Source organism: Micromonospora sp. AB353, assembly GCF_049538395.1.
GTDB classification, from domain to species: domain Bacteria; phylum Actinomycetota; class Actinomycetes; order Mycobacteriales; family Micromonosporaceae; genus Micromonospora; species Micromonospora aurantiaca.
Genome location: NZ_JBMVFV010000100.1, coordinates 1 through 19,038, shown reverse-complemented (window position 1 = coordinate 19,038; position 19,038 = coordinate 1). Strand labels below are relative to the sequence as shown.

The window sequence follows — 19,038 nt, the reverse complement described above, 5'->3', positions numbered from 1 at the left end:
GCGCTGGCGGAACCCCCGTTTGGGGCAACCTCTCCAACCTACTCGGTCTTGCTTCTGTCGTCAACCTCGCGTTTGAGGTGATCAACTTGGCTCGACCAGACCCACGCTGACGCTCACCGTTCCCGGTGGTCGTTGCTCTCGTGGGTTTCGGCGGACCGGCCGGCGTCGCTCTCGCAACCACCCGCCCGGCTCCCTGCCGGCTTTCGAACTCTACCCGGTCGGCTTCGCGTTTGCAACTCCGTGTCCCGGAGTGCCGAGCACCGCCCGAATCTCAGTCTGGCTCGGCGTCACCGCCACCAGCCTGGCGCCCGTTCTCGGCCGGTTTGCCCGGCCTCCCGCGTGCAGAGAGAAAGTTACGCGGACCCGCCTCGGAAGGCAAATCAATGATCGTCATTGGGTGAACGCCGGCCGTTTCCGCGGCGAGGCCGCGGTCGGAGGGGTCGTCCGGTGCGGTGCCGTGCCAGAGTGGTCGGCATGGATGATCCGTCCCCGGTCCCGGCCCTCGCCGAGGACGCTCTGCTCGGCCTCCTGCTGCCGTTCTGGCAGTTGGTGATCGGGGCCGTCGTGCTCGCCGTCCTGGTGCTGTCGATCAGGCGCCTGGCCCGGCGCGGTCCCTCGCGGATGACCACCGCTCTCCTGGTCACCGCGGCGGCGATCGCCGGGATCGCCGCTCTGGGTCTGCTCTTCGGGGGCTGACAACCGTCAGAGCCGGCGGTTGGCCAGGCTGGGCAGCTCCGCGCGGATCGTCCGCAGGCGCTCCAGGTCGATCTCGGTGACCGCCAGCCCCGGACCGTCGCCGACCTGGCTCAGCACGGTCCCCCACGGGTCGACCACCATGCTGCGCCCGAAGCAGGTCCGGCCCGGGTCGTGGTCACCCGTCTGTCCGGCCGCCGCCACGAAGCACTGGTTCTCGATCGCTCGGGCCCGCAGCAGCACCTCCCAGTGATCCCGCCCGGTGTGCATCATGAACGCCGCCGGCACCACGAGCAGTTCGGCGCCGCCGTCTGTCGCGAGCTGCCGGTACAACTCCGGGAACCGCAGGTCGTAACAGATGGACAGACCGACCCGCAGACCCTCGACGTCGACCACCACGGGCTTCTCGCCCGGCGCGACTGTTGCCGACTCGAGGTAGGAGACGCGGCCGGGGATCTCCACGTCGTACAGATGGATCTTGCGGTAGGTGGCGGCGAGCGCGCCCTCGCGGTCGAAGACCAGCGAGGTGTTCCAGGTGTGCGCCGGATCCGGGCCGGCCTCGTGGAACGAGCCGGCGATCACCCACATGCCCAGCCGCCGGGCGGTCTCCGCGAAGAACCGCCCCACCGTCCCGTCGACCGGCTCGGCCGGCGGCATCTGGTCGGCGTGACCGAGGTAGTCGACGTACTCCGGAAGGAGGGCGAGATCCGCGCCGGCCGCCGCGGCCCTGACCAGCAGGGCCTCGGCGGCGGCGAGGTTCGCCGCCCGGTCGTCGCGGGCGTTGAGCTGGCAGACGGCGACGCGCATGACCCGAGGGTACGGGCGGAGGCGGGCGCGCGACAGGGCTCAGACGCTGGACAGGACGAGCGCCGCCGCGGCGAAGCCGAGCCCGGCCACCTGTGCCGGCCGGAGCCGTTCCCGGTCGACGGCGAGCGCGAGCAGGACGGTGCTCGCCGGGTAGAGCGAGGCGATGGCGGCCACCACGCTCAGGTGCCCGCGGCCCGCCGCGGCGAGGAACAGCGCGTTCGCGGCGGAGTCGAGCAGGCCGGCGGTCGCGGCCCAGCCGAGGACGCGCCGCCCCAGTCGCAGGCGTGCACCGGTACGGACGGCGAGCGCGAGGCCGAACGCGATCGAGCTGACGCGTACCGCCAGAACCGGCCACATGCCGGCGCTCTCGTCGGCTTGGCCGAGCAGCGCGAAGAAGATGCCGAAGAGCAGCCCGGCGGCCAGTGCCGTGCCGAGCACGCGGCCGGAGACGCGGCGGGCCGTGCCGCGCTCCCCCAGGCTGACCAGCCCGATGGCGACCACGGCGAGCCCGGCGCCGCCGAGCGCTACGGCACCCGGCGAGTGCGCGAGGACCAAGCCGGCGATGATCGGCACGATCGCCGCGGTGATCGCGGTGACCGGCGCGACGACGGCCATCACGCCGGTGGCGAGTGCGCGGTAGAGCAGCATGACGCCGCCCGCGCCGGCTATCCCGGCGAGCAGGCCCCAGCCGAGGTCGAGCGGGCTCGGCCTGCCGGGCACGACGAGGACGAGGACGAGCAGCAGCGGAACGCTGAGGATCTGCGACACCACGGTCACGGCGATCGGGTCCGCGCGCCGGGACGCCTTGCCGCCGGCGAAGTCGGCAGTGCCGAAGGCGAGCGCGGACACGGCGGCGAGGACAATGGGGAGCATCAGGCAGTCGTACCACAATAGTGACCGTGAAGGAGAGTGTGATGACCGAGACCGGTGGACGGATCGGCGCGGTGACCTCAGCCGTCGCCCGCCAGGTACGTGAGCTGCGAGCGGCGCGGGGCTGGTCGTTCGAGGAACTGGCCGGCCGGTCCGGGGTCAGCAAGGGGATGCTGGTGCAGATCGAGGGGGCACGCACCAACCCGAGCATCGGCACGCTCTGCCGGGTCGCCGACGCGTTCGGCGTCAGCATCGCCCGGCTGCTGGAGCCGGCCGAACAGAGCACGGTACGGGTCAGCGCGGCGGACGAGGCGCCGGTGCTGTGGCGCGGCCCGCACGGCGGCCTGGCGCGTCTGCTCAGCGGACTCGGCGAACCCGGCCTGGTCGAGCTGTGGGACTGGCGGATGGAACCCGGCGAGGCGTTGCGGTCCCCCGACCACGCCCACGGCACCCGGGAGATCCTGCACGTGCTCGACGGCGCCGCGACAGTCACCGTCGACGGCGTGGACCACGAGGTACGCGCCGGCGAGACGGTCGAGTTCCACGCCGACCGGGAGCACGGCTACCGCACCGCCGGTGAGGAACCGGTGCGCCTGATGATGGTGGTGGTCACCCCGTCGGGCGAGTGGGACCGGCGGACCCGTTCACGCGGACCGCGCCCGAACTGACCCGGGCGCGGTCGCGAACGGCGGTCAGGCCGACTTCTCCTCGCGGTCCCGCCGGCGCCGGCCGGTGAACTCGCGGGGCACGATCGTCGGGTTGACGTTCTCCAGGACGACCTCGCGGGTGATCAGCACCCGGGCGGCGTCGGGGTTGCTCGGCACCTCGTACATCACGGAGAGGAGCACCTCTTCCATGATCGCCCGCAGGCCGCGGGCGCCGGTGCCGCGGAGCATGGCCTGGTCGGCGATGGCCTCCAGCGCGGGCTGCTCGAACTCCAGCTCGACGCCGTCCAGCTCGAACAGGCGCTGGTACTGCCGGACCAGCGCGTTGCGCGGCTCGGTCAGGATCCGCACCAGGGCCGAGCGGTCGAGGCTGCGCACATTGGTGATCACCGGAAGCCGGCCGATGAACTCGGGGATGAGCCCGAACTTCAGCATGTCCTCCGGCATGACCTGACTGAAGATGTCGTCGGTCGACCGCTCGGACACCGACCGGAGCCGGGCGCCGAAGCCGGTGCCGCCGGAGCCGGTGCGGGCCTCGATGATCTGGTCGAGCCCGGCGAACGCGCCACCGCAGATGAACAGCACGTTCGTGGTGTCGATCTGGATGAACTCCTGGTGCGGGTGCTTACGCCCGCCCTGCGGCGGCACGTTGGCGACGGTGCCCTCGAGCATCTTCAGCAGCGCCTGCTGCACGCCCTCGCCGGAGACGTCACGGGTGATCGACGGGTTCTCCGACTTGCGGGCGATCTTGTCGACCTCGTCGATGTAGATGATGCCGGTCTCGGCGCGCTTGATGTCGTAGTCAGCGGCCTGGATCAGCTTCAACAGGATGTTCTCGACGTCCTCACCGACGTAGCCCGCCTCGGTGAGCGCGGTGGCGTCCGCGATCGCGAACGGGACGTTCAGCATCCGGGCGAGCGTCTGCGCCAGGTGCGTCTTGCCGCAGCCCGTCGGGCCGAGCAGCAGGATGTTCGACTTGGCCAGCTCGACGCCGTCGGTGCCGGAGCCCGGCGCGCCAGCGGCCTCGGCCTGGATTCGCTTGTAGTGGTTGTAGACCGCGACGGCGAGCGCCTTCTTGGCCTGCTCCTGACCGACGACGTAGTTGTCGAGGAACTGGCAGATCTCCATCGGCTTGGGAAGCTCTTCCCACTTCACCTCGCCGGACTCGGCCAGCTCCTCTTCGATGATCTCGTTGCAGAGGTCGATGCACTCGTCGCAGATGTAGACACCAGGGCCCGCGATGAGCTTCTTGACCTGCTTCTGCGACTTGCCGCAGAACGAGCACTTCAGTAGGTCGCCGCCGTCACCGATCCGTGCCACCTACGTTCTCCCTGCACTCGTCGGCCGGAACGCCGGCCCTGACCTGCGAGCGCCGGAGCGCCCGTCCGTCCTGTCGTCCCACCATGCTGTCGGCTCCACCTGATCCGACCGGCGGAGCGGTACAGACCCGACGTTACCCGGTGGCCGGGTTTTCTCCGACCCCCAAAACGGGTGTGTCAGAGGTCGACCGGGAACGATACCCCGATCGACCTCCGACCACACGTTGCTCAGCCCGCGGCGTGCGACGCCAGCAGACCCTTCTTGCGGCTGGTCAGGATCGTGTCGACCAGCCCGTACTCCTTGGACTCCTCGGCCGTCATGATCTTGTCACGGTCGATGTCCTTACGGACCTGCTCGATCGGCCGGTTGCAGTGGCGGGACAGCATGTCCTCCAGCTGCGTCCGCATCCGCAGGATCTCCCGCGCCTGGATCTCGATGTCCGAGCCCTGGCCGTAGCCGCCCTCGGTGGCCGGCTGGTGGATGATGATCCGGGAGTTGGGCAGCGCCATCCGCTTACCCGGCGTGCCCGCGGAGAGCAGCACCGCCGCCGCGCTCGCCGCCTGCCCGAGGCAGACGGTCTGGATGTCCGGGCGGACGTACTGCATGGTGTCGTAGATCGCCGTCATGGCGGTGAAGGAGCCACCGGGCGAGTTGATGTACATGATGATGTCGCGGTCCGGGTCGGTGCCCTCCAGCGTCAGCAGCTGGGCCATCACGTCGTTCGCCGACGCGTCGTCCACCTGGACGCCGAGGAAGATGATCCGGTCCTCGAAGAGCTTGTTGTACGGGTTGGACTCCTTCATCCCGTACGACGTGCGCTCGACGAACGACGGCAGGACGTAGCGGTTGTGCACGGCCGCGAACTGGGGCGGCAGGCTCAGGTCGGTCATCGTCAGCTCCTCGCTCAGCTCAGGGTCCCGGCGCCATCCGGAACCTGGGCGGCTCCGATGATCACCTTGTCGATGAAGCCGTAGTCCATGGCCTCCTGGGCGGTGAACCAACGGTCGCGGTCCGAGTCGGCCTCGATCTGCTCCTGGGACTGGCCGGTGTGGAACGCGACCCGCTCCTGGAACATCCGCTTGGTGTAGAGCATCTGCTCGGCCTGGATCGCGATGTCCGACGCGGTGCCGCCGAGACCGCCCGAGGGCTGGTGCATCATGATCCGCGCGTGCGGCAGGGCGTAGCGCTTGCCCTTGGTGCCGGCGCAGAGCAGCAGCTGCCCCATGGAGGCGGCCATGCCCATCGCCACTGTCGAGACGTCGTTGTCGATGTACTGCATGGTGTCGTAGATCGCCATGCCGGAGTAGACCGAGCCACCCGGCGAGTTGATCCAGAGGAAGATGTCGCGGTCCGGGTCCTCCGCGGCGAGCAGCAGGAGCTGCGCGCAGATGCGGTTGGCCACCTGGTCGTTCACCTCGCTGCCGAGGAAGATGATCCGTTCCTTGAGCAACCGGTTGTAGACCGAGTCGTCGAGGTTGCCAATGGAGTCGCCACCGCGGGCCTCGTTCACCCGGAGCGACTTCTTGGGGATGTGCATGTCGGTCATGGCAGCCCTTCGCTCTCCGTACCGTCCTACCCGACACTAACCGCTCAGCCGGGAGGCGTACTCCCGGTCGGGGCACTGTTCGCTCTCAGCGCAGTCACCCGCACGGCGTACCCCGGAAAGGGTTTCGGCCGCCTCCCGGCGCGCAGCGCGGGACGGCGGCCGAAACCCCCGATGATCAGTGCTGGTGGTCGTGCTCGGCCTCGTTCTGGGCCCGCAGCGCGTCGAGGGAGACCTCGTTGCCCGCCGAGTCCTTGATCTTGATCTTCTCCATCACCGCGGCGAGCGCCTTGCCCCGGCGGACGTCGCCGAAGACGGCCGCGGCGGCGCCGGAGCGGACCAGCTGGTCGTAGTACTGCTGCGGGGCCATGCCGGCGCGCTGCGCCCGGTGCACGATCTCGTGACCGAACTCGTCGTCGGAGACCTGCACGTCCTCGGCGTCGGCCAGGGTGTCCAGCAGGAGCTGGATCTTGACGCCGTCGGTCGCCGCCTCGGTCAGCTCGGTGTCGATCTGCTCCTCGGTCTTCTCCTCCGCTGCGAGGTATTCCTCCAGGGAGGCGCCGATGCGCTCGAGCTGGTCGATCATCGCGGCCTTGCGGCTCTCGACCTCCTCCTTGACGACACCCTCGGGCGCCGGCACCTCGGCGGCGGCCACCATCTGCTCCAGGGCCTTGTCACGGGCGGCGTAGATCTGCTCGACCTGCTTGCCCCGGGTGACCCGCTCCCGCAGGTCGCCACGCAGCTCGTCGATGGTGTCGAACTCGCTGGCCATCTGCGCGAAGTCGTCGTTGAGCTCGGGGAGCTCCTTCTCCTTGACCGTGCGGACGGTCACCGCCACGTCGGCGTCGCGGCCGGCGTAGTCGCCGCCGACGAGCTGCGTGGTGAAGGTGGTGCTGTCGCCGGCGGCCAGGCCGACGAGCGCCTCGTCCAGCCCCGGCAGGAGCTGCTTGCTGCCCACCTCGTGCGAGATGTTGCTCGCCGAGCCGCCCGGAACCTCCTCGCCGTCGACGGTGGCGTTCAGGTCGATCTGCACGAAGTCGCCCTCCTGGGCGGCCCGCTCGACGGTCTTCAGCGTGGCGAAGCGCTCGCGCAGGCTGTTGATCTGCTCGTCGATCTCGCTGTCGTCGATCTGGATCTCGTCGACGGTCACCTCGATGGTGGCCGGGTCCGGCAGGGTGATCTCGGGCCGGACATCCACCTCGGCGGTGAAGTTGAGCGTGTCACCGTCGTTGAACTCGGTGATGTCGACCTCGGGACGGCCCAGCGTCTTCAGGTCGTGCTCCCGGACCGCGGCCAGGATGTTCTGCGGGATGGCCTCCTGGATCGCCTCGTTGAGGACGGTCCCCCGGCCCACCCGCTGGTCGATCACCGCGCTGGGAACCTTGCCCCGGCGGAAGCCGGGAACCTGGACCTGCTGGCCGATCTCCCGGTACGCCTTCTTGAGGCTCGGCTCGAGCTCGACGAACGGCACCTCGATGGCGAGCCGCACGCGCGTCGGGCTCAGAGTCTCGACGGTGCTCTTCACAGGCGTACTCCTTGACGGATCTGGGTGTTGAGTCTGGGGCGTGATTGCGCGCATCGAGTGTAGGCGAGCCGGCCGACGGCATCGGCAGGGCCCGGGCACCGCGCGGATAAAACCGGCGGTTCCCGGGACGATCCGGTCGCGAACGACAGTCGGGGTGGCGGGATTTGAACCCACGGCCCCTCGCTCCCAAAGCGAGTGCGCTACCAAGCTGCGCCACACCCCGGTGGCGACGAAGAGTGTATGCCGTCCGGCCACCCGCGCGGGTGACGGGGCACGGCGCGGCGCCGCCGGGGCGCGGCCGGGCGCCGCCGGGCGGGCGGCGCCAGGCGCCGGGCGCCCGGCGCCAGTTCGGGGAAGTGGCTGGGTCCGAGGGCCCGGGAAGGCGCCACCTCGCCGAAGTGGCGTGGATCTTGAAGGTCGGCGGGAACCTCCGGGTACGCGCTGCGCGGTGGCCGTGGTTCATTGGGTACGCTGTCGGCGCGCCCTGCTGTGGTGGGGCGCTCGCGGGCGTAGCTCAATGGCAGAGCTTCAGTCTTCCAAACTGACGGTGCGGGTTCGATTCCCGTCGCCCGCTCCACCCACGAAGGCCCAGGCAAACCGCATGATCGCGGCACCTGGGCCTTCTGCATTCCCGTCGGCGGATCTCGCGGCCATCCCTGGCCCCGGGTCGACAGCGATGAGTTTCGTTACCGCGTCCGGTCAGCATTCCTGTGCACCGATCTCCGGACACCGGGCAGAGCGTCATGACCGCCACACACAGGAGGCAAGCGTGAAACTTCTCCTCACATCCGCAGGCGTCCAGAACCCGAGCATCAACGATGCGCTGGTCGACCTGCTCGGCAAGCCGATCGCCGAATCCAGCGCCCTCTGCATCCCCACAGCCGCCTACCCGATGGGCGGACCCGCCTCGGCCTGGCGCTTCATCACCGGCCAGACGCCGCTGCCCATGAGCGGCCTCGGCTGGAAGTCGCTGGGCGTCCTCGAACTGACAGCGCTACCCAGCATCGGCCGGGAGCACTGGGTCCCCTGGGTCCGGGAGGCCGACGTCCTGCTCGTGCACGGCGGCGACGCGACGTACCTGTGCCACTGGATGCGGCAGTCCGGGCTGGCGGACCTCCTGCCGTCGCTGCGGGACACCGTCTGGGTCGGGCTGAGCGCCGGCAGCATGGTGCTCACCCCCCGGATCGGTACGGAATTCGTCGAGTGGCAGTCCGCACCCGACGACCGCACGCTCGGGATCGTCGACTTCTCGATCTTCCCGCACCTGGGCCTCGAACCGGACAACACCATGGCGTCTGCCGAGAAATGGGCGGCCGAGATCGCCGGTCCGGCGTACGCGATCGACGACCAGACGGCCGTCAAGGTGACCGACGGTGCCGTCGAGGTCGTCTCCGAGGGGCAGTGGAGGCGATTCCCCGCGTGAGCAGCCATCTCCAGCCGATCGGTGCCGATGCGCCTAGTAGTGCTCCTCGATCGGCCGGCGTGCCTCGTCGAACAGCGCCGGCCCGTCGTACCGCACCGGACGCGGCGCGGGCGTCGCGGGCTTGACCTGCTCGAACTGCTCGGTGGACAGCGCGTATACGACCCGGCCGAGGCCCGATGCGTTGATCGCGACTGTGCACATCGGGCAGGGCTGGCAACTGGTGTACATGGTGGTCGCGACCGCCGCCTCGGGGGCGAGCTGCCGGGCGGCCCAGCGGGCCAGCTTCAGCTCCGGGTGGGCGGTGACGTCCCGGTCGGAGACCACGGTGTTGTGGTCCTCGATCAGGACGGTGCCGTCCGCGCCGACGAGCAGCGACGCGAACGGCCGCTCGCCGGACGCGCCGGCCCGGTCGGCGAGTTCCACGGCGCGGCGCAGGAACGCCTCGTCGTCGGGTGTCATCGGCCCTCCACGTGTTCAGTCTGCGGCGATCTGCGCGACGGATCGGGCGGCCACGGCGAGCAGGGCCGGGTCGCCGCTGCGGGCGTACGCGTCGCTCAGGGTGTCGATGAATTTGATCGCGTGCGCGTCCCCGGTGTCCAGCGCCCGCGCCATGACCTCGTCGAGTTCCGGCCCGGCGGCCGGCGGGAGGGCACGGGCCCCGGCCGGGGCGTAGGCGGCGGTGACGGCGGCGGTCGCCGCCCAGGCGGCGGCCAGGCTCGGCTGCCAGAGCGCGGGCGGCAGGGCCGGCAGCGTACGCAGGACGGCGTTCGGCGCGGTGGCGGCGTGCACGAGCATCACGGGACTGGCGTACCCGTGCGTGCCGTGCCGGAGCACCGCGGCGTCGACGACGGCGGCGAGCCGGGCAGGCACGTCGGCGGCGGCGTCGCCGGGCACTGCGGCCGCGGCGGCCGGCCACCGGTCCAGGTCGGCGAGCTGCGCCAGGCGGGACCGGATGCCGAACCGCTGATCGGGTACGCGGGGCACGGCGTCGAGCGCGGACCGGGCGTCGGTTCCGGGGTACGGCCCGGTGCCGGGCGGGGCGAGCGGCTGCCAGCGGGCGGCCCAGTAGGCGAGCCCCTGGCCGAGTTCGGTCACCCGCGGTGCGGTCTCGGCGTCGAGCAGCGCGCGCACGGCGTGCCCGACCCGGATGACACCGTGGGTGGCCCCGGCGGCGATGCCCGGCAGCAGGCGCGGCCACCAGCGGGCCAGCACGTCGCGCCACGGCTCGCCGGCCAGCTCACGGTCGAACAGGTCGAGCCAGTCGCCGGTACGCACCGGGTCGCCGAGCGGGTCGCGCCACTCCTCGGGAGCGATGCGCCCGATGCCACGCGGGCGTTCCTCCAACCGGTCGGAGTACGCGTCGATCCAGCGGTGCACCGCCCGCTCGTGGCCGTGGCGCACCAGCGCCTCCGCCGCCATCGGCACGTGGTTGGACAGCCACCCGTCGCGCTCGGGACCGGTGTGGCGTACGCGCTCGTACGCCTCGTCGAGTACGGAGTTCAGCACACCGGGAAGCGTCCGACCTGAAGTGTGGTTCAGGTCAAGCGGCGGCGGATCCGCGCCATGTCCTCCTCGGGGAGCGCGTCGGCGACCAGCAGCCGGGGCAGCAGCTCCGTCTCCAGCGTCGTGGCCCGGAACACCAGCGCCACAGTCACGTCGTGGTCCGGCCGGTGCACGACCTCGACCGGGTCTCCGGCGCCGACACTGCCCGGCGTGATCACCCGCAGGTACGCCCCGGGCCGTACCTGCTCGGTGAACCGCTTGATCCAGCCGCGTTCGCCCAGCCACCCCTGGAACGTGCCGCAGGGGATGCGCGGGCAGGAGACCTCCAGCACCAGGTCCGGCCCGATCCGCCACCGCTCGCCGATCAGCGCGCCGTTGACGTCCAGCCCGGTGGTGGTCAGGTTCTCCCCGAAGCTGCCGTCGGCGAGCGGACGGCCCAGCTCGGCCTCCCAGTGGTCCAGGTCCTCCCGGGCGTACGCGTAGACCGCCTGGTCGCTGCCGCCGTGGTGGGCCACGTCGTAGACCCGGTCACCGGCGAGCCCGACCGCCCCGGTGCCCTTGGGGCCGGGCGCGGTCACGGCGACCCGGCCGTCCACGGGCCGCTTGTCGATGCCGGTGGCGCCGATCCCCTTCCACGGGTTCGGTTGCGGTCGGCCCACGTTGACGGAGATCACCCTCATGACGGCGACGGTATGCGGCGCAGGTCCGGACGGGCCAGTCCATTCCCCCGGGCCGGGTGAACGGCGCGGCGGCGCGGCCTGCGTACGATGCGGGCCGGACATCCTCGTCGGGTGGTGGAGGTAGCCGCGGATGGCAGGCCAGCAGGACGGTTTCGCCCTCGGCGTGGACCTCGGCACCTCGAACACGGTGGCGGTGCTGCGCTGGCCGGACGGGCGGACCCGGCCGGTCCTCGTCGACGGCCACCCGATCCTGCCGTCCGGCGTGTACGCCGACGCGGACGGTCACCTGCACGTCGGGCGGGACGCGCAGCGCCTCGCCCAGGCCGACCCGGCCGGCTACGAGCCGAACCCGAAGCGCCGGGTCGACGAGGAGACGGTGGAGCTGGGCGGGCGGGCGTACCGGCCGGCGGAGCTGCTGGCCGCGACGCTGCGCGCGGTCGCGGACGCGGCGGTGGCGGCGGTCGGGATGCTGCCCCCGGCGGTGGTCACCCACCCGGCGGCCTGGACGCCGGCCCGCCGTCAGGTGCTGCACGACGCGCTGGAACTCGCCGGCTGGCCGGCGGCCGCCGAGCACACCCTCGCCGGGCCGATCGCGCCCGGCACCCGTCTGCTGCGGGAGCCGGTGGCCGCGGCGCGCTACTTCACGCAGGTGCTGCGCCGGCCGGTGCCGGTCGGCGGTGCGGTGGCGGTGTTCGACTTCGGCGGCGGCACGCTCGACGTGGCGGTGCTGCGCAACGAGGGCGCCGACCCGTGGGGCGACTCCGGCTTTCAGCTCGTCGCCACCGGCGGGATCCCCGACCTCGGCGGTCTCGACCTGGACGCGGCCCTGCTCGGACGGCTCGGCGAACTGGTCGGCCCGGCCCATCCGGGCGAGTGGGCCCGGCTGACCGACCCGTCGACCACCGCCGAGCGGCGGGCCCGCCAGCAGTTGTGGGACAACGTGCGCGGCGCGAAGGAGATGCTGTCCCGGGCGATGGTCGCGCCGGTGGCCGTACCGGGGGTGGAGGCGGCGGTGCCGCTGTCCCGGGAGGACTTCGAACGCCTGGCCGCGCCCCTGCTGGCCCGAGCGGTGACGGAGACCCGCGAGGTGACCGCCGCCGCCGGGCTGCGCCCCGAGCAGCTCTCCGGCCTGTTCCTGGTCGGCGGGTCGACCCGGGTGCCGCTGGTGGCCCGGCTGCTGCACGCCGAGCTGGGCATCGCGCCGACGGTGCTGGAGCAGCCGGAGATGCCTGTCGCCGAGGGCGCGCTCACCGACCTGCCGCTGCCCCGGCGGTCCGGCCGTCCCGGCGTCCCGGTCCAGGCCGCGCCGGCACCACCCGCGCCGACGCAACCCGAGTCGACACGGCCCGCGCCGGCCGCGGGCGGGACCGACGCCGCCACGGTCCCGGCCGGTGCGACGAGGCCGAACCCGACCGCGCCGCTCGGCGGTCCGGACGCGGCGTCCGCCGGACCGCACGGCACGCTGGTCGCCGACGGCCCCGCCCCGCAGACAGCCGCCACGAGGTACGACGGCACGCCGGGCCCGGTTCCGCCACAGCCCACGAGGTACGACCACATGCCGGCCGCCCACGGGCCGGTTCCGCCCCACCCCGCCGGCTACGGCGTACCCGGACCGTCCGCTCCCCCGCCCGGCGGCTGGCAGCCCGGCGTACCCGGGACGCCGTTCTCCCCCGCTCCGGACGGGGTCCGGCCCGGCGGCGGCGGCCGGCCCCGGCGCGGCCGGTGGATCGCGCTCGGCGCGGGTCTGGTGGTCGTCGCCGTGGCGGCGTCGGTGCTGCTCTGGGTGTTCCGGGACCGGCATCCGGCACTGGACTTCCACACCGCGGAGCTGGTGAAGACGGTGGCCGCCGGTGACACGCGGCCGGACCAGATGTTCACCGCGACGCTCGGGGAACGCGTCTACCTGGTCCGTTCGCTGCCCGACGACCATCTCCACGTGACGGCCGTCGAGGCGGCCACCGGGAAGACGGTCTGGGAGAAGCGGACCGACGCGGCCGCGCAGCGGTGGGCCGGGATCCGGGCGCTGCCCGACGGGCTGCTCGTCCTCGGCGACGCCACCGGAAGCGACACCCCCCGCGTGCTCGCGGTGCTCGACGAGGACTCCGGCGACCAGCGCTGGCGGACCGACGTCGGCCGCGACGACACCCTGTACCTCGGGCCGGACACGATCGTCCGGCTGGACCGCACCGGCGAACGCCTGGTCGGGCTGCGGCTGAGCGACGGCCGGCAGCGGTGGGAACGGCCCAACCCGCGCACCGAGTACGGCGACGCGCGCACGAAGGTGGTCCCGGTCGGCACCGGCGCGGCACTGGACGGGCCCGGCGACACCGAGGGCTCGCCGCTCGCCCCGTGGGCCGGGAAGGCGGACCGGCTCGTCCAGGTCGGCGCGGACCGGTCGGTCCGGGTCGTCGACATGCGCAGCGGGAGGATCCTCAAGGACCGGGGCAACGTCGCCGGGCTCGACGATCCGGTGGCCGCCCGCGACGACCGGCTGTACGTCGCGGAGAACGAGCGCGGCCTGCGGCTGCTCGCCTACGACCTGGGCGGTCTCGGCACGCCGAGCGTGCTGTACGAGGCCCCGGAACAGGGCGGCCGGGTGAAGGATCTCGTCACTTGCGGAGAGCGTCGCGTGTGTCTGCTGGAGACGCCGGGCAGCGGCGCCGACGACACCCGGGTGGTGTCGGCGACCGAGGGCGAGGGCACCCGGCAGTGGCCGGCGCCGCGCGCCGAGTCGCTGGTGCCGGTCGGTGAGCACGTGCTGGCCGGGCGGGACTCGCCGGAGGCGGTGACGCTGTTCGCGCCGGACGGCACGCCGGTGCTGCGTGACCGGGACGGGACGGCGGTCCGGCTGGACGCCGGCAACCTGCTGATCTTCTCCGAGGCGCCCAGCGCGTACGAGGACGACCGCGTCCTCGCCGGGACGGCTGTGGACGGCAAACCGGTCGAGATGGGGCAGCTCAAGCAGATCCGCAGCGAATCCTGCTCGTGGAACACCGAGATGCTGGTGTGCGGCGCGGAGAAGGAGTTCCGGTTGTACCGGTTCGCCGGCTGACCGGAAGTGAGCTTGACAGCGATCGATGCCTCGGCTGGTGTGAACGGCAGAGAGATCGACGTTCGTCAGGAGGCCCCGTGTTCGTCCGACGACGGTGGACCGCACTCGCCACCACCAGCATCCTGATCGCCGCGGCGCTGGCCCATCCCGGGCCGGGCGCCGCCGCACCGCCCTCCCCCGCGATCACGCTCGCCCCCACCGAGACCGCGCTGGTCCGCGTGCGGCTCGCCGACCGGGCGCAGCTCGACCGCCTGGTCGCCGGCGGCGCCGACCTGGCCAACCGCCCCCGCTCCCGCGACGGCGCGTGGACCGCCGACCTGGTCCTCACCGGACGGCAGCTCGCCGACCTCACCCGGCAGGGCGCCACCGCGATGCAGGTGGTGCAGCGCGCCGACGACGGAACCCGGCACCTGGCCGAGAGCCGCCGCGCCGCGCAGGAGCGCACCCGCGCCGGGCTGCGGACGAGCGGCGCCGCCACCGCTGTCGACACGCTCCAGTTCCTCCAGGCGTACTGGTGGACCACCGGCGGCCGGACGTTCCTCCAGGCCCAGGTCGCCACCACCGCCACCGACGACCCGGACGTGGAGATCACCGTCACCTGGCGGACCGCCGACGGCGCCACCGGCTCGTTCCCGCTGTACCGCTTCGAGGACTCGGGCGAGTACCAGTACCACTACGCGCTGCCGCAGCCGGTGCCGAGCCGGCCGGTGCAGCTCACCGCCACCTCCACGCTGGGCGGCACGAGCCGGCCGGTGACACCGTCGCTCTGGCCGAATGCGACCCCGCCGCCGCAGCCGGCCGGCTACCAGAAGGACTTCATCGACGCGTACCTGACGCCGGTGGACATCAAGGCGCGCATCGCCCGGCTCGGCCGCCAGTACCGCGACCTGGTCGACGTGATCGACCTGCCGAACAAGACCCAGGGCTACCGGCGGAACGCCGCCGCCTACCTGGGCGACCCGGCGGCCGCCGCCGTGGTGGTGGAGTCGGTCCGCTTCGGCGACCAGGGCATGAACGGCGTGCAGGTACGCACCGTCGACCCGGGCCGGCCGAACCGGCCGCTGAGCATGCGCTACCGGGACCGGGTGCTCACCGTCTCGCTGGCCACCGACCGCGCCGGCACCGTGACGAGCACCACCGACGATGTCGCCGCCCTGATCAACGCCCCGCGGGGTGCCCGCTTCCGGGCCACCGTGGAGGACGGCTCGGCCGGGCTGCCGATGCCGGTGGCCGGTCCGGTACGCCTCGACGACGGGTTGCAGGGCACCGAGGTGCCGGCCCGGCCGTGGACGGTGCAGGCGCTGCGGATCGGCAAGCACCGCGACGGCTCCCGCATCGGTGTGCTGGCGTACTCGCAGGAGCACGCCCGCGAGTGGGCCACCCCGCTCGTCACGCTGGAGTTCGCCGAGCGGCTGCTGGCGAACGCGCGTACCGACGCGGCGACCCGCAGGCTGCTGGAGCAGGTGGACGTGTTCGTCATCCCGACGGTGAACCCGGACGGCGCGAACTACTCCTTCAACGACTACAACTTCCAGCGCAAGAACCTGGTCAACCACTGCACCGGCGCCTCCCGCGACCCGAAATACCGCACCATGTGGGGCGTCGACGTCAACCGCAACTACACCGTCGGCTCCCTGTTCGACGGGTACGTGGGCGCGAGCGCGAACTGCCTGTCCGGCAACTACGCGGGCACGGCGGAGCTGTCCGAGCCGGAGAGCCGCAACGTCATCGACCTGGCCAAGGCCCACCCGAACATCACGTTCGCGATGAACGTGCACTCGTACGGCGGCTACTTCATGTGGCCGCCCGGGGCGTACAAGGCCGACGGGCGGGTGACGCTGCCGCGCCCGTCGATCGACGAATCGACGCTGTTCCTGGGCAGCGCGCGGCGCATCGTCGGCGCGATCGCGGCCGAGCGCGGCACCGTCACCTGGCCGTCGCAGACCGGCCCGGTCGCCGACGTGCTCTACTCGGCGGCCGGCAACTCGGCCGACCAGCTCTACTACGAGCTGGGCATCTTCGCCTGGGACTTCGAGGTCGGAAACGACAGGTGGAACGAGGCCACCGGCCAGTGGGAGGGCGTCGGCTTCCAGCCGCCGTTCGACGAGGCGCACGCCGAGGCGCAGGAGTACGCCGGCGGCCTGGTGGAGCTGGTCCGGGTCGCCCGCGACTACGCCGCCGACAACCCGGTGCGGCGCTGACCACACGCGGTCCCCGGCCGGTGGAGTCCGGCCGGGGACCGCGTCAGCTCGTCCGGGGCGCGTCGGCCCGGCCGGCTCAGTCAGCGGTGCCGAGGTCGCGGAAGACGGTGAGCGCGCCCGGGTCGTCGATGGTCGCCGGGACCGGCTCGTCGCGCCCCTCCACCAGGCCCCGCATGGTGCGCCGCAGGATCTTCCCGGAGCGCGTCTTGGGCAGCGCCGGCACCACTGTCACCCGGCGGAACGCGGCCACCGGGCCGATCCGCTGCCGGACCAGCGCGACCAGCTCGGCGGCGAGCGCGTCCGGGTCCACGTCGGCGCCGGCCTTGAGCACCACGTACCCGCTGGGCACCTGCCCCTTCAGCGCGTCCGCCACGCCGATCACCGCGCACTCGGCCACCGCCGGGTGCGTCGCCAGGACCTCCTCCATCGCGCCGGTGGACAGGCGGTGCCCGGCCACGTTGATGACGTCGTCGGTGCGGCCCATCACGTACAGGTAGCCGTCCTCGTCGAACCGGCCGCCGTCGCCGGTCAGGTAGTGGCCGGGGAACGTCGACAGGTAGGAGCGGACGAACCGCTCGTCGTCGCCCCAGAGCGTGGGCAGGCAGCCGGGCGGCAGCGGCAGCCGGATCACGATCGAGCCGTCCGTGCCGGGCGGCACGTCCCGTCCCGCGCCGTCGACCACGCGCACGTCGTAGCCGGGCACCGGCACCGTCGGCGACCCCGGCTTGATCGGCAGCGGCTCCAGGCCGCGCGGGTTGGCCGCCACCGGCCAGCCGGTCTCCGTCTGCCACCAGTTGTCGACCACGGGTACGCCGAGCCGCTCCCCCGCCCAGGCCCAGGTGTCCGGGTCCAGGCGCTCACCGGCGAGGAAGAGGGTACGCAGCGCGCCCAGGTCGTACCGGTCGATGTGGCTGCCCTCGGGGTCCTGGCGGCGGATCGCCCGGATCGCTGTGGGCGCGGTGAACAGCGCGGCCACCCGGTGCTCGGCGGCGACCCGCCAGAACGCCCCGGCGTCCGGGGTGCCGACCGGCTTGCCCTCGTAGAGCACCGTCGTCGCGCCGGTGAGCAGCGGCGCGTACACGATGTAGGAGTGGCCGACCACCCAGCCCACGTCGGAGGCGGCCCAGAAGACCTCGCCCGGCTCGATGCCGTAGACGTTGCGCATCGACCAGCGCAACGCCACCGCGTGCCCGCCGTTGTCCCGCACCACGCCCTTGGGCCGGCCGGTGGTGCCGGAGGTGTAGAGGACGTAGAGCGGGTCCGTGGCGGCCACCGGCTCACACGGCGCCGGTTCCGCGTCCGCCATCACCTCGGCCCAGGTCAGGTCGCGGCCCGGCACCAGCGGGGCCGGTTCCTGCGGGCGCTGCACCACCACGCAGCGTTCCGGCGCGTGCGCGGCCTCGTCCAGCGCGGCGGCCAGGATCGGGTGGTACGGCACCACCCGGTCGGCCTCGATGCCGCAGGAGGTCGCCACCACCACCTTCGGCCGCGCGTCGTCGATCCGGACGGCCAGCTCGTGCGCGGCGAAGCCGCCGAAGACCACCGAGTGCACCGCGCCGATCCGGGCGCAGGCCAGCATGGCGATCACCGCCTCCGGGACCATCGCCAGGTAGAGCAGCACCCGGTCGCCCCGGCCGACGCCGAGCCGGCGCAGCGCACCGGCGAACCGGGCCGTCTCGGCGAGCAGTCCGGCGTACGTGAGCGTGCGGACCGTGCCGGTCACCGGGCTGTCGTGGATCAACGCGGGCTGGTCGCCACGCCCGGCGGCGACGTGCCGGTCCAGCGCGTTGTGGCAGGTGTTCAGCACCCCGTCGGGGAACCAGCGGTACAGCGGTGCCGCCTCGTCGTCGAGGATGCGTTCCGGCGGGACGACCCAGTCGATGTCGGCCGCCGCGTCCCGCCAGAAGCCGGCCGGGTCGGCGATGCTCCGCTCGTACGCTGATCGATACGCGCCCATGCCGTCATGCTGCGCCGCGGGGTCGCGCCGCACGACGGCCGGCCGGGGTCGGTGCGCCGGAAGCACGCCCCGGCTCGCCGAACGGCCGCTCACGGCGCTGGGCGGTGGCCGCTCAGCCCAACGGGCGACGGATGAAGCCCGCGGGGCGGGGTAAGTCAACACGGTCCTGGTGGAGAGACGACCGGTGTCGCGGCGTACCGCGGCCGGGCACGCGGGCGGGCGGCGCGAATGCCGCCCGCCCGCGCATCCCGGGGCCGACCCGGGCGAACCGAGTTTGATCGATCACGGCTGTCGACTAGCGTGCGCAGGCGTGAAAACCAATCGGATCTTGCCGATTCTCCTGACCTGCGCCGTGCTGGGGCTCGCCGCGTGCGGCGACGAGAAGCCCTCGACCACGGCCGGGCCGGCGGCCACCTCGGCCTCCGCCGCCCCCTCCTCGGCTGCCCCCTCGCCGTCGGCGGCCGCGATGAGCGACAAGGAACTCTGCACCGCCGCCGAGAAGATCAACAAGGACATGCGGGCGAAGCTCATGACCGCCGTGCAGTCGGGCGGCGACCTGACGAAGCAGACCGGCGCGATCCTGACCGAACTCGGCGACCGGGTGACAGAGCTCGCCGGGACCGCCGGCGACGGCAAGGCGGCCACCGCCCTGAAGGAGTTCGGCGCGGAGGCCGGCAAGGCGGGCTCGGCCGCCGACCCGGGCACCGCCGCCGACAACCCCGCCATGGAGAAGGCCGGCAAGGACATCAACGCGGCCTGCCAGACGGCCGGCGCGCCGACCACCTTCTGACGCCGAGAC

16 protein-coding genes and 2 tRNA genes are annotated in these 19,038 nt (G+C 72.6%); 7 read left to right on the top strand and 11 right to left on the bottom strand.

Annotation, left to right across the window (positions count from 1 at the left end; genetic code table 11):
- The first annotated feature begins 474 nt into the window (after window positions 1-474).
- On the top strand, window positions 475-696 hold the full coding sequence (locus ACPCK6_RS26675) for a hypothetical protein (protein ID WP_396881382.1): 222 nt from the start codon (window positions 475-477) through the stop codon (window positions 694-696).
- A 6-nt stretch (window positions 697-702) separates the two neighbouring features.
- Here the strand turns inward: ACPCK6_RS26675 and ACPCK6_RS26670 are convergent, their stop codons facing one another.
- Window positions 703-1,500 (bottom strand): carbon-nitrogen hydrolase family protein, encoded by a 798-nt coding sequence (locus ACPCK6_RS26670; protein WP_423482544.1) that lies wholly within the window; start codon window positions 1,498-1,500, stop codon window positions 703-705.
- Between the two features lie 39 nt (window positions 1,501-1,539).
- Window positions 1,540-2,373 (bottom strand): EamA family transporter, encoded by an 834-nt coding sequence (locus ACPCK6_RS26665; protein WP_396881379.1) that lies wholly within the window; start codon window positions 2,371-2,373, stop codon window positions 1,540-1,542.
- A gap of 41 nt (window positions 2,374-2,414) precedes the next feature.
- Between ACPCK6_RS26665 and ACPCK6_RS26660 the strand changes: the two genes are divergently transcribed.
- Window positions 2,415-3,038: a helix-turn-helix domain-containing protein gene (locus tag ACPCK6_RS26660; protein ID WP_423482543.1), complete on the top strand. Its 624-nt coding sequence runs from the start codon at window positions 2,415-2,417 to the stop codon at window positions 3,036-3,038.
- A 24-nt stretch (window positions 3,039-3,062) separates the two neighbouring features.
- Here ACPCK6_RS26660 and clpX read toward each other — a convergent pair whose 3' ends face one another.
- The 5 genes from clpX to ACPCK6_RS26635 all read right to left on the bottom strand — a co-directional run bounded on the left by clpX (window position 3,063) and on the right by ACPCK6_RS26635 (window position 7,646).
- Window positions 3,063-4,355: an ATP-dependent Clp protease ATP-binding subunit ClpX gene (gene clpX, locus ACPCK6_RS26655; protein ID WP_013288033.1), complete on the bottom strand. Its 1,293-nt coding sequence runs from the start codon at window positions 4,353-4,355 to the stop codon at window positions 3,063-3,065.
- A 227-nt stretch (window positions 4,356-4,582) separates the two neighbouring features.
- Complete coding sequence (locus tag ACPCK6_RS26650; RefSeq protein ID WP_013288034.1) at window positions 4,583-5,245, bottom strand: ATP-dependent Clp protease proteolytic subunit; 663 nt, start codon at window positions 5,243-5,245, stop codon at window positions 4,583-4,585.
- Window positions 5,246-5,259: 14 nt separating this feature from the next.
- A complete protein-coding gene (locus ACPCK6_RS26645) occupies window positions 5,260-5,901 on the bottom strand; it encodes an ATP-dependent Clp protease proteolytic subunit (protein ID WP_018786886.1) in 642 nt (213 codons plus the stop codon).
- 175 nt (window positions 5,902-6,076) lie between these two features.
- Entirely contained in the window at window positions 6,077-7,423 is a 1,347-nt protein-coding gene (gene tig / locus ACPCK6_RS26640; RefSeq protein WP_396881377.1) for a trigger factor, read from the bottom strand.
- Between the two features lie 149 nt (window positions 7,424-7,572).
- Window positions 7,573-7,646 (bottom strand) — tRNA-Pro (locus ACPCK6_RS26635).
- 280 nt (window positions 7,647-7,926) lie between these two features.
- On the opposite strand from ACPCK6_RS26635, the gene ACPCK6_RS26630 reads away from it, so the two are divergent.
- Window positions 7,927-8,000, top strand: a tRNA-Gly gene (locus tag ACPCK6_RS26630).
- Between the two features lie 192 nt (window positions 8,001-8,192).
- Window positions 8,193-8,846, top strand: coding sequence for a Type 1 glutamine amidotransferase-like domain-containing protein (locus ACPCK6_RS26625; protein WP_423482542.1), 654 nt, complete (start codon window positions 8,193-8,195; stop codon window positions 8,844-8,846).
- A 33-nt stretch (window positions 8,847-8,879) separates the two neighbouring features.
- On the opposite strand, the gene ACPCK6_RS26620 is transcribed toward ACPCK6_RS26625, so the two are convergent.
- From ACPCK6_RS26620 to ACPCK6_RS26610, 3 genes are read right to left on the bottom strand one after another with little or no spacing between them, the layout of a single operon-like run.
- Window positions 8,880-9,305: a nucleoside deaminase gene (locus ACPCK6_RS26620; protein ID WP_357386351.1), complete on the bottom strand. Its 426-nt coding sequence runs from the start codon at window positions 9,303-9,305 to the stop codon at window positions 8,880-8,882.
- Window positions 9,306-9,320: 15 nt separating this feature from the next.
- Window positions 9,321-10,352 carry a questin oxidase family protein gene (locus ACPCK6_RS26615; protein ID WP_423482541.1) on the bottom strand — a complete coding sequence of 344 codons (1,032 nt, stop codon included), beginning with the start codon at window positions 10,350-10,352 and terminating at the stop codon, window positions 9,321-9,323.
- Between the two features lie 29 nt (window positions 10,353-10,381).
- The gene (locus ACPCK6_RS26610) at window positions 10,382-11,029 is read right to left on the bottom strand and encodes an MOSC domain-containing protein (RefSeq protein ID WP_396881367.1); all 648 of its coding nucleotides are present in this window, start codon (window positions 11,027-11,029) and stop codon (window positions 10,382-10,384) included.
- 130 nt (window positions 11,030-11,159) lie between these two features.
- Here ACPCK6_RS26610 and ACPCK6_RS26605 point away from each other — a divergent pair, with 130 nt between their 5' ends.
- Both ACPCK6_RS26605 and ACPCK6_RS26600 read left to right on the top strand, forming a co-directional pair.
- Window positions 11,160-14,081, top strand: a complete 2,922-nt coding sequence (locus tag ACPCK6_RS26605) for an Hsp70 family protein (protein ID WP_423482540.1) — start codon at window positions 11,160-11,162, stop codon at window positions 14,079-14,081.
- 77 nt (window positions 14,082-14,158) lie between these two features.
- Window positions 14,159-16,282 carry a M14 family zinc carboxypeptidase gene (locus ACPCK6_RS26600; RefSeq protein WP_423482539.1) on the top strand — a complete coding sequence of 708 codons (2,124 nt, stop codon included), beginning with the start codon at window positions 14,159-14,161 and terminating at the stop codon, window positions 16,280-16,282.
- 76 nt (window positions 16,283-16,358) lie between these two features.
- Here ACPCK6_RS26600 and ACPCK6_RS26595 read toward each other — a convergent pair whose 3' ends face one another.
- Window positions 16,359-18,239 (bottom strand): propionyl-CoA synthetase, encoded by a 1,881-nt coding sequence (locus ACPCK6_RS26595; RefSeq protein WP_423482538.1) that lies wholly within the window; start codon window positions 18,237-18,239, stop codon window positions 16,359-16,361.
- 328 nt (window positions 18,240-18,567) lie between these two features.
- Here ACPCK6_RS26595 and ACPCK6_RS26590 point away from each other — a divergent pair, with 328 nt between their 5' ends.
- Window positions 18,568-19,029 (top strand): hypothetical protein, encoded by a 462-nt coding sequence (locus ACPCK6_RS26590; RefSeq protein ID WP_423482537.1) that lies wholly within the window; start codon window positions 18,568-18,570, stop codon window positions 19,027-19,029.
- Window positions 19,030-19,038 lie beyond the last annotated feature (9 nt).

Coding starts and splice junctions, on each gene's coding strand:
- ACPCK6_RS26610 (WP_396881367.1), bottom strand. CDS start 11,029: ATGAGGGTGATCTCCGTCAACGTGGGCCGACCGCAACCGAACCCGTGG.
- ACPCK6_RS26665 (WP_396881379.1), bottom strand. CDS start 2,373: ATGCTCCCCATTGTCCTCGCCGCCGTGTCCGCGCTCGCCTTCGGCACT.
- ACPCK6_RS26670 (WP_423482544.1), bottom strand. CDS start 1,500: ATGCGCGTCGCCGTCTGCCAGCTCAACGCCCGCGACGACCGGGCGGCG.
- ACPCK6_RS26675 (WP_396881382.1), top strand. CDS start 475: ATGGATGATCCGTCCCCGGTCCCGGCCCTCGCCGAGGACGCTCTGCTC.
- ACPCK6_RS26605 (WP_423482540.1), top strand. CDS start 11,160: ATGGCAGGCCAGCAGGACGGTTTCGCCCTCGGCGTGGACCTCGGCACC.
- ACPCK6_RS26660 (WP_423482543.1), top strand. CDS start 2,415: ATGACCGAGACCGGTGGACGGATCGGCGCGGTGACCTCAGCCGTCGCC.
- ACPCK6_RS26620 (WP_357386351.1), bottom strand. CDS start 9,305: ATGACACCCGACGACGAGGCGTTCCTGCGCCGCGCCGTGGAACTCGCC.
- ACPCK6_RS26595 (WP_423482538.1), bottom strand. CDS start 18,239: ATGGGCGCGTATCGATCAGCGTACGAGCGGAGCATCGCCGACCCGGCC.
- ACPCK6_RS26645 (WP_018786886.1), bottom strand. CDS start 5,901: ATGACCGACATGCACATCCCCAAGAAGTCGCTCCGGGTGAACGAGGCC.
- ACPCK6_RS26650 (WP_013288034.1), bottom strand. CDS start 5,245: ATGACCGACCTGAGCCTGCCGCCCCAGTTCGCGGCCGTGCACAACCGC.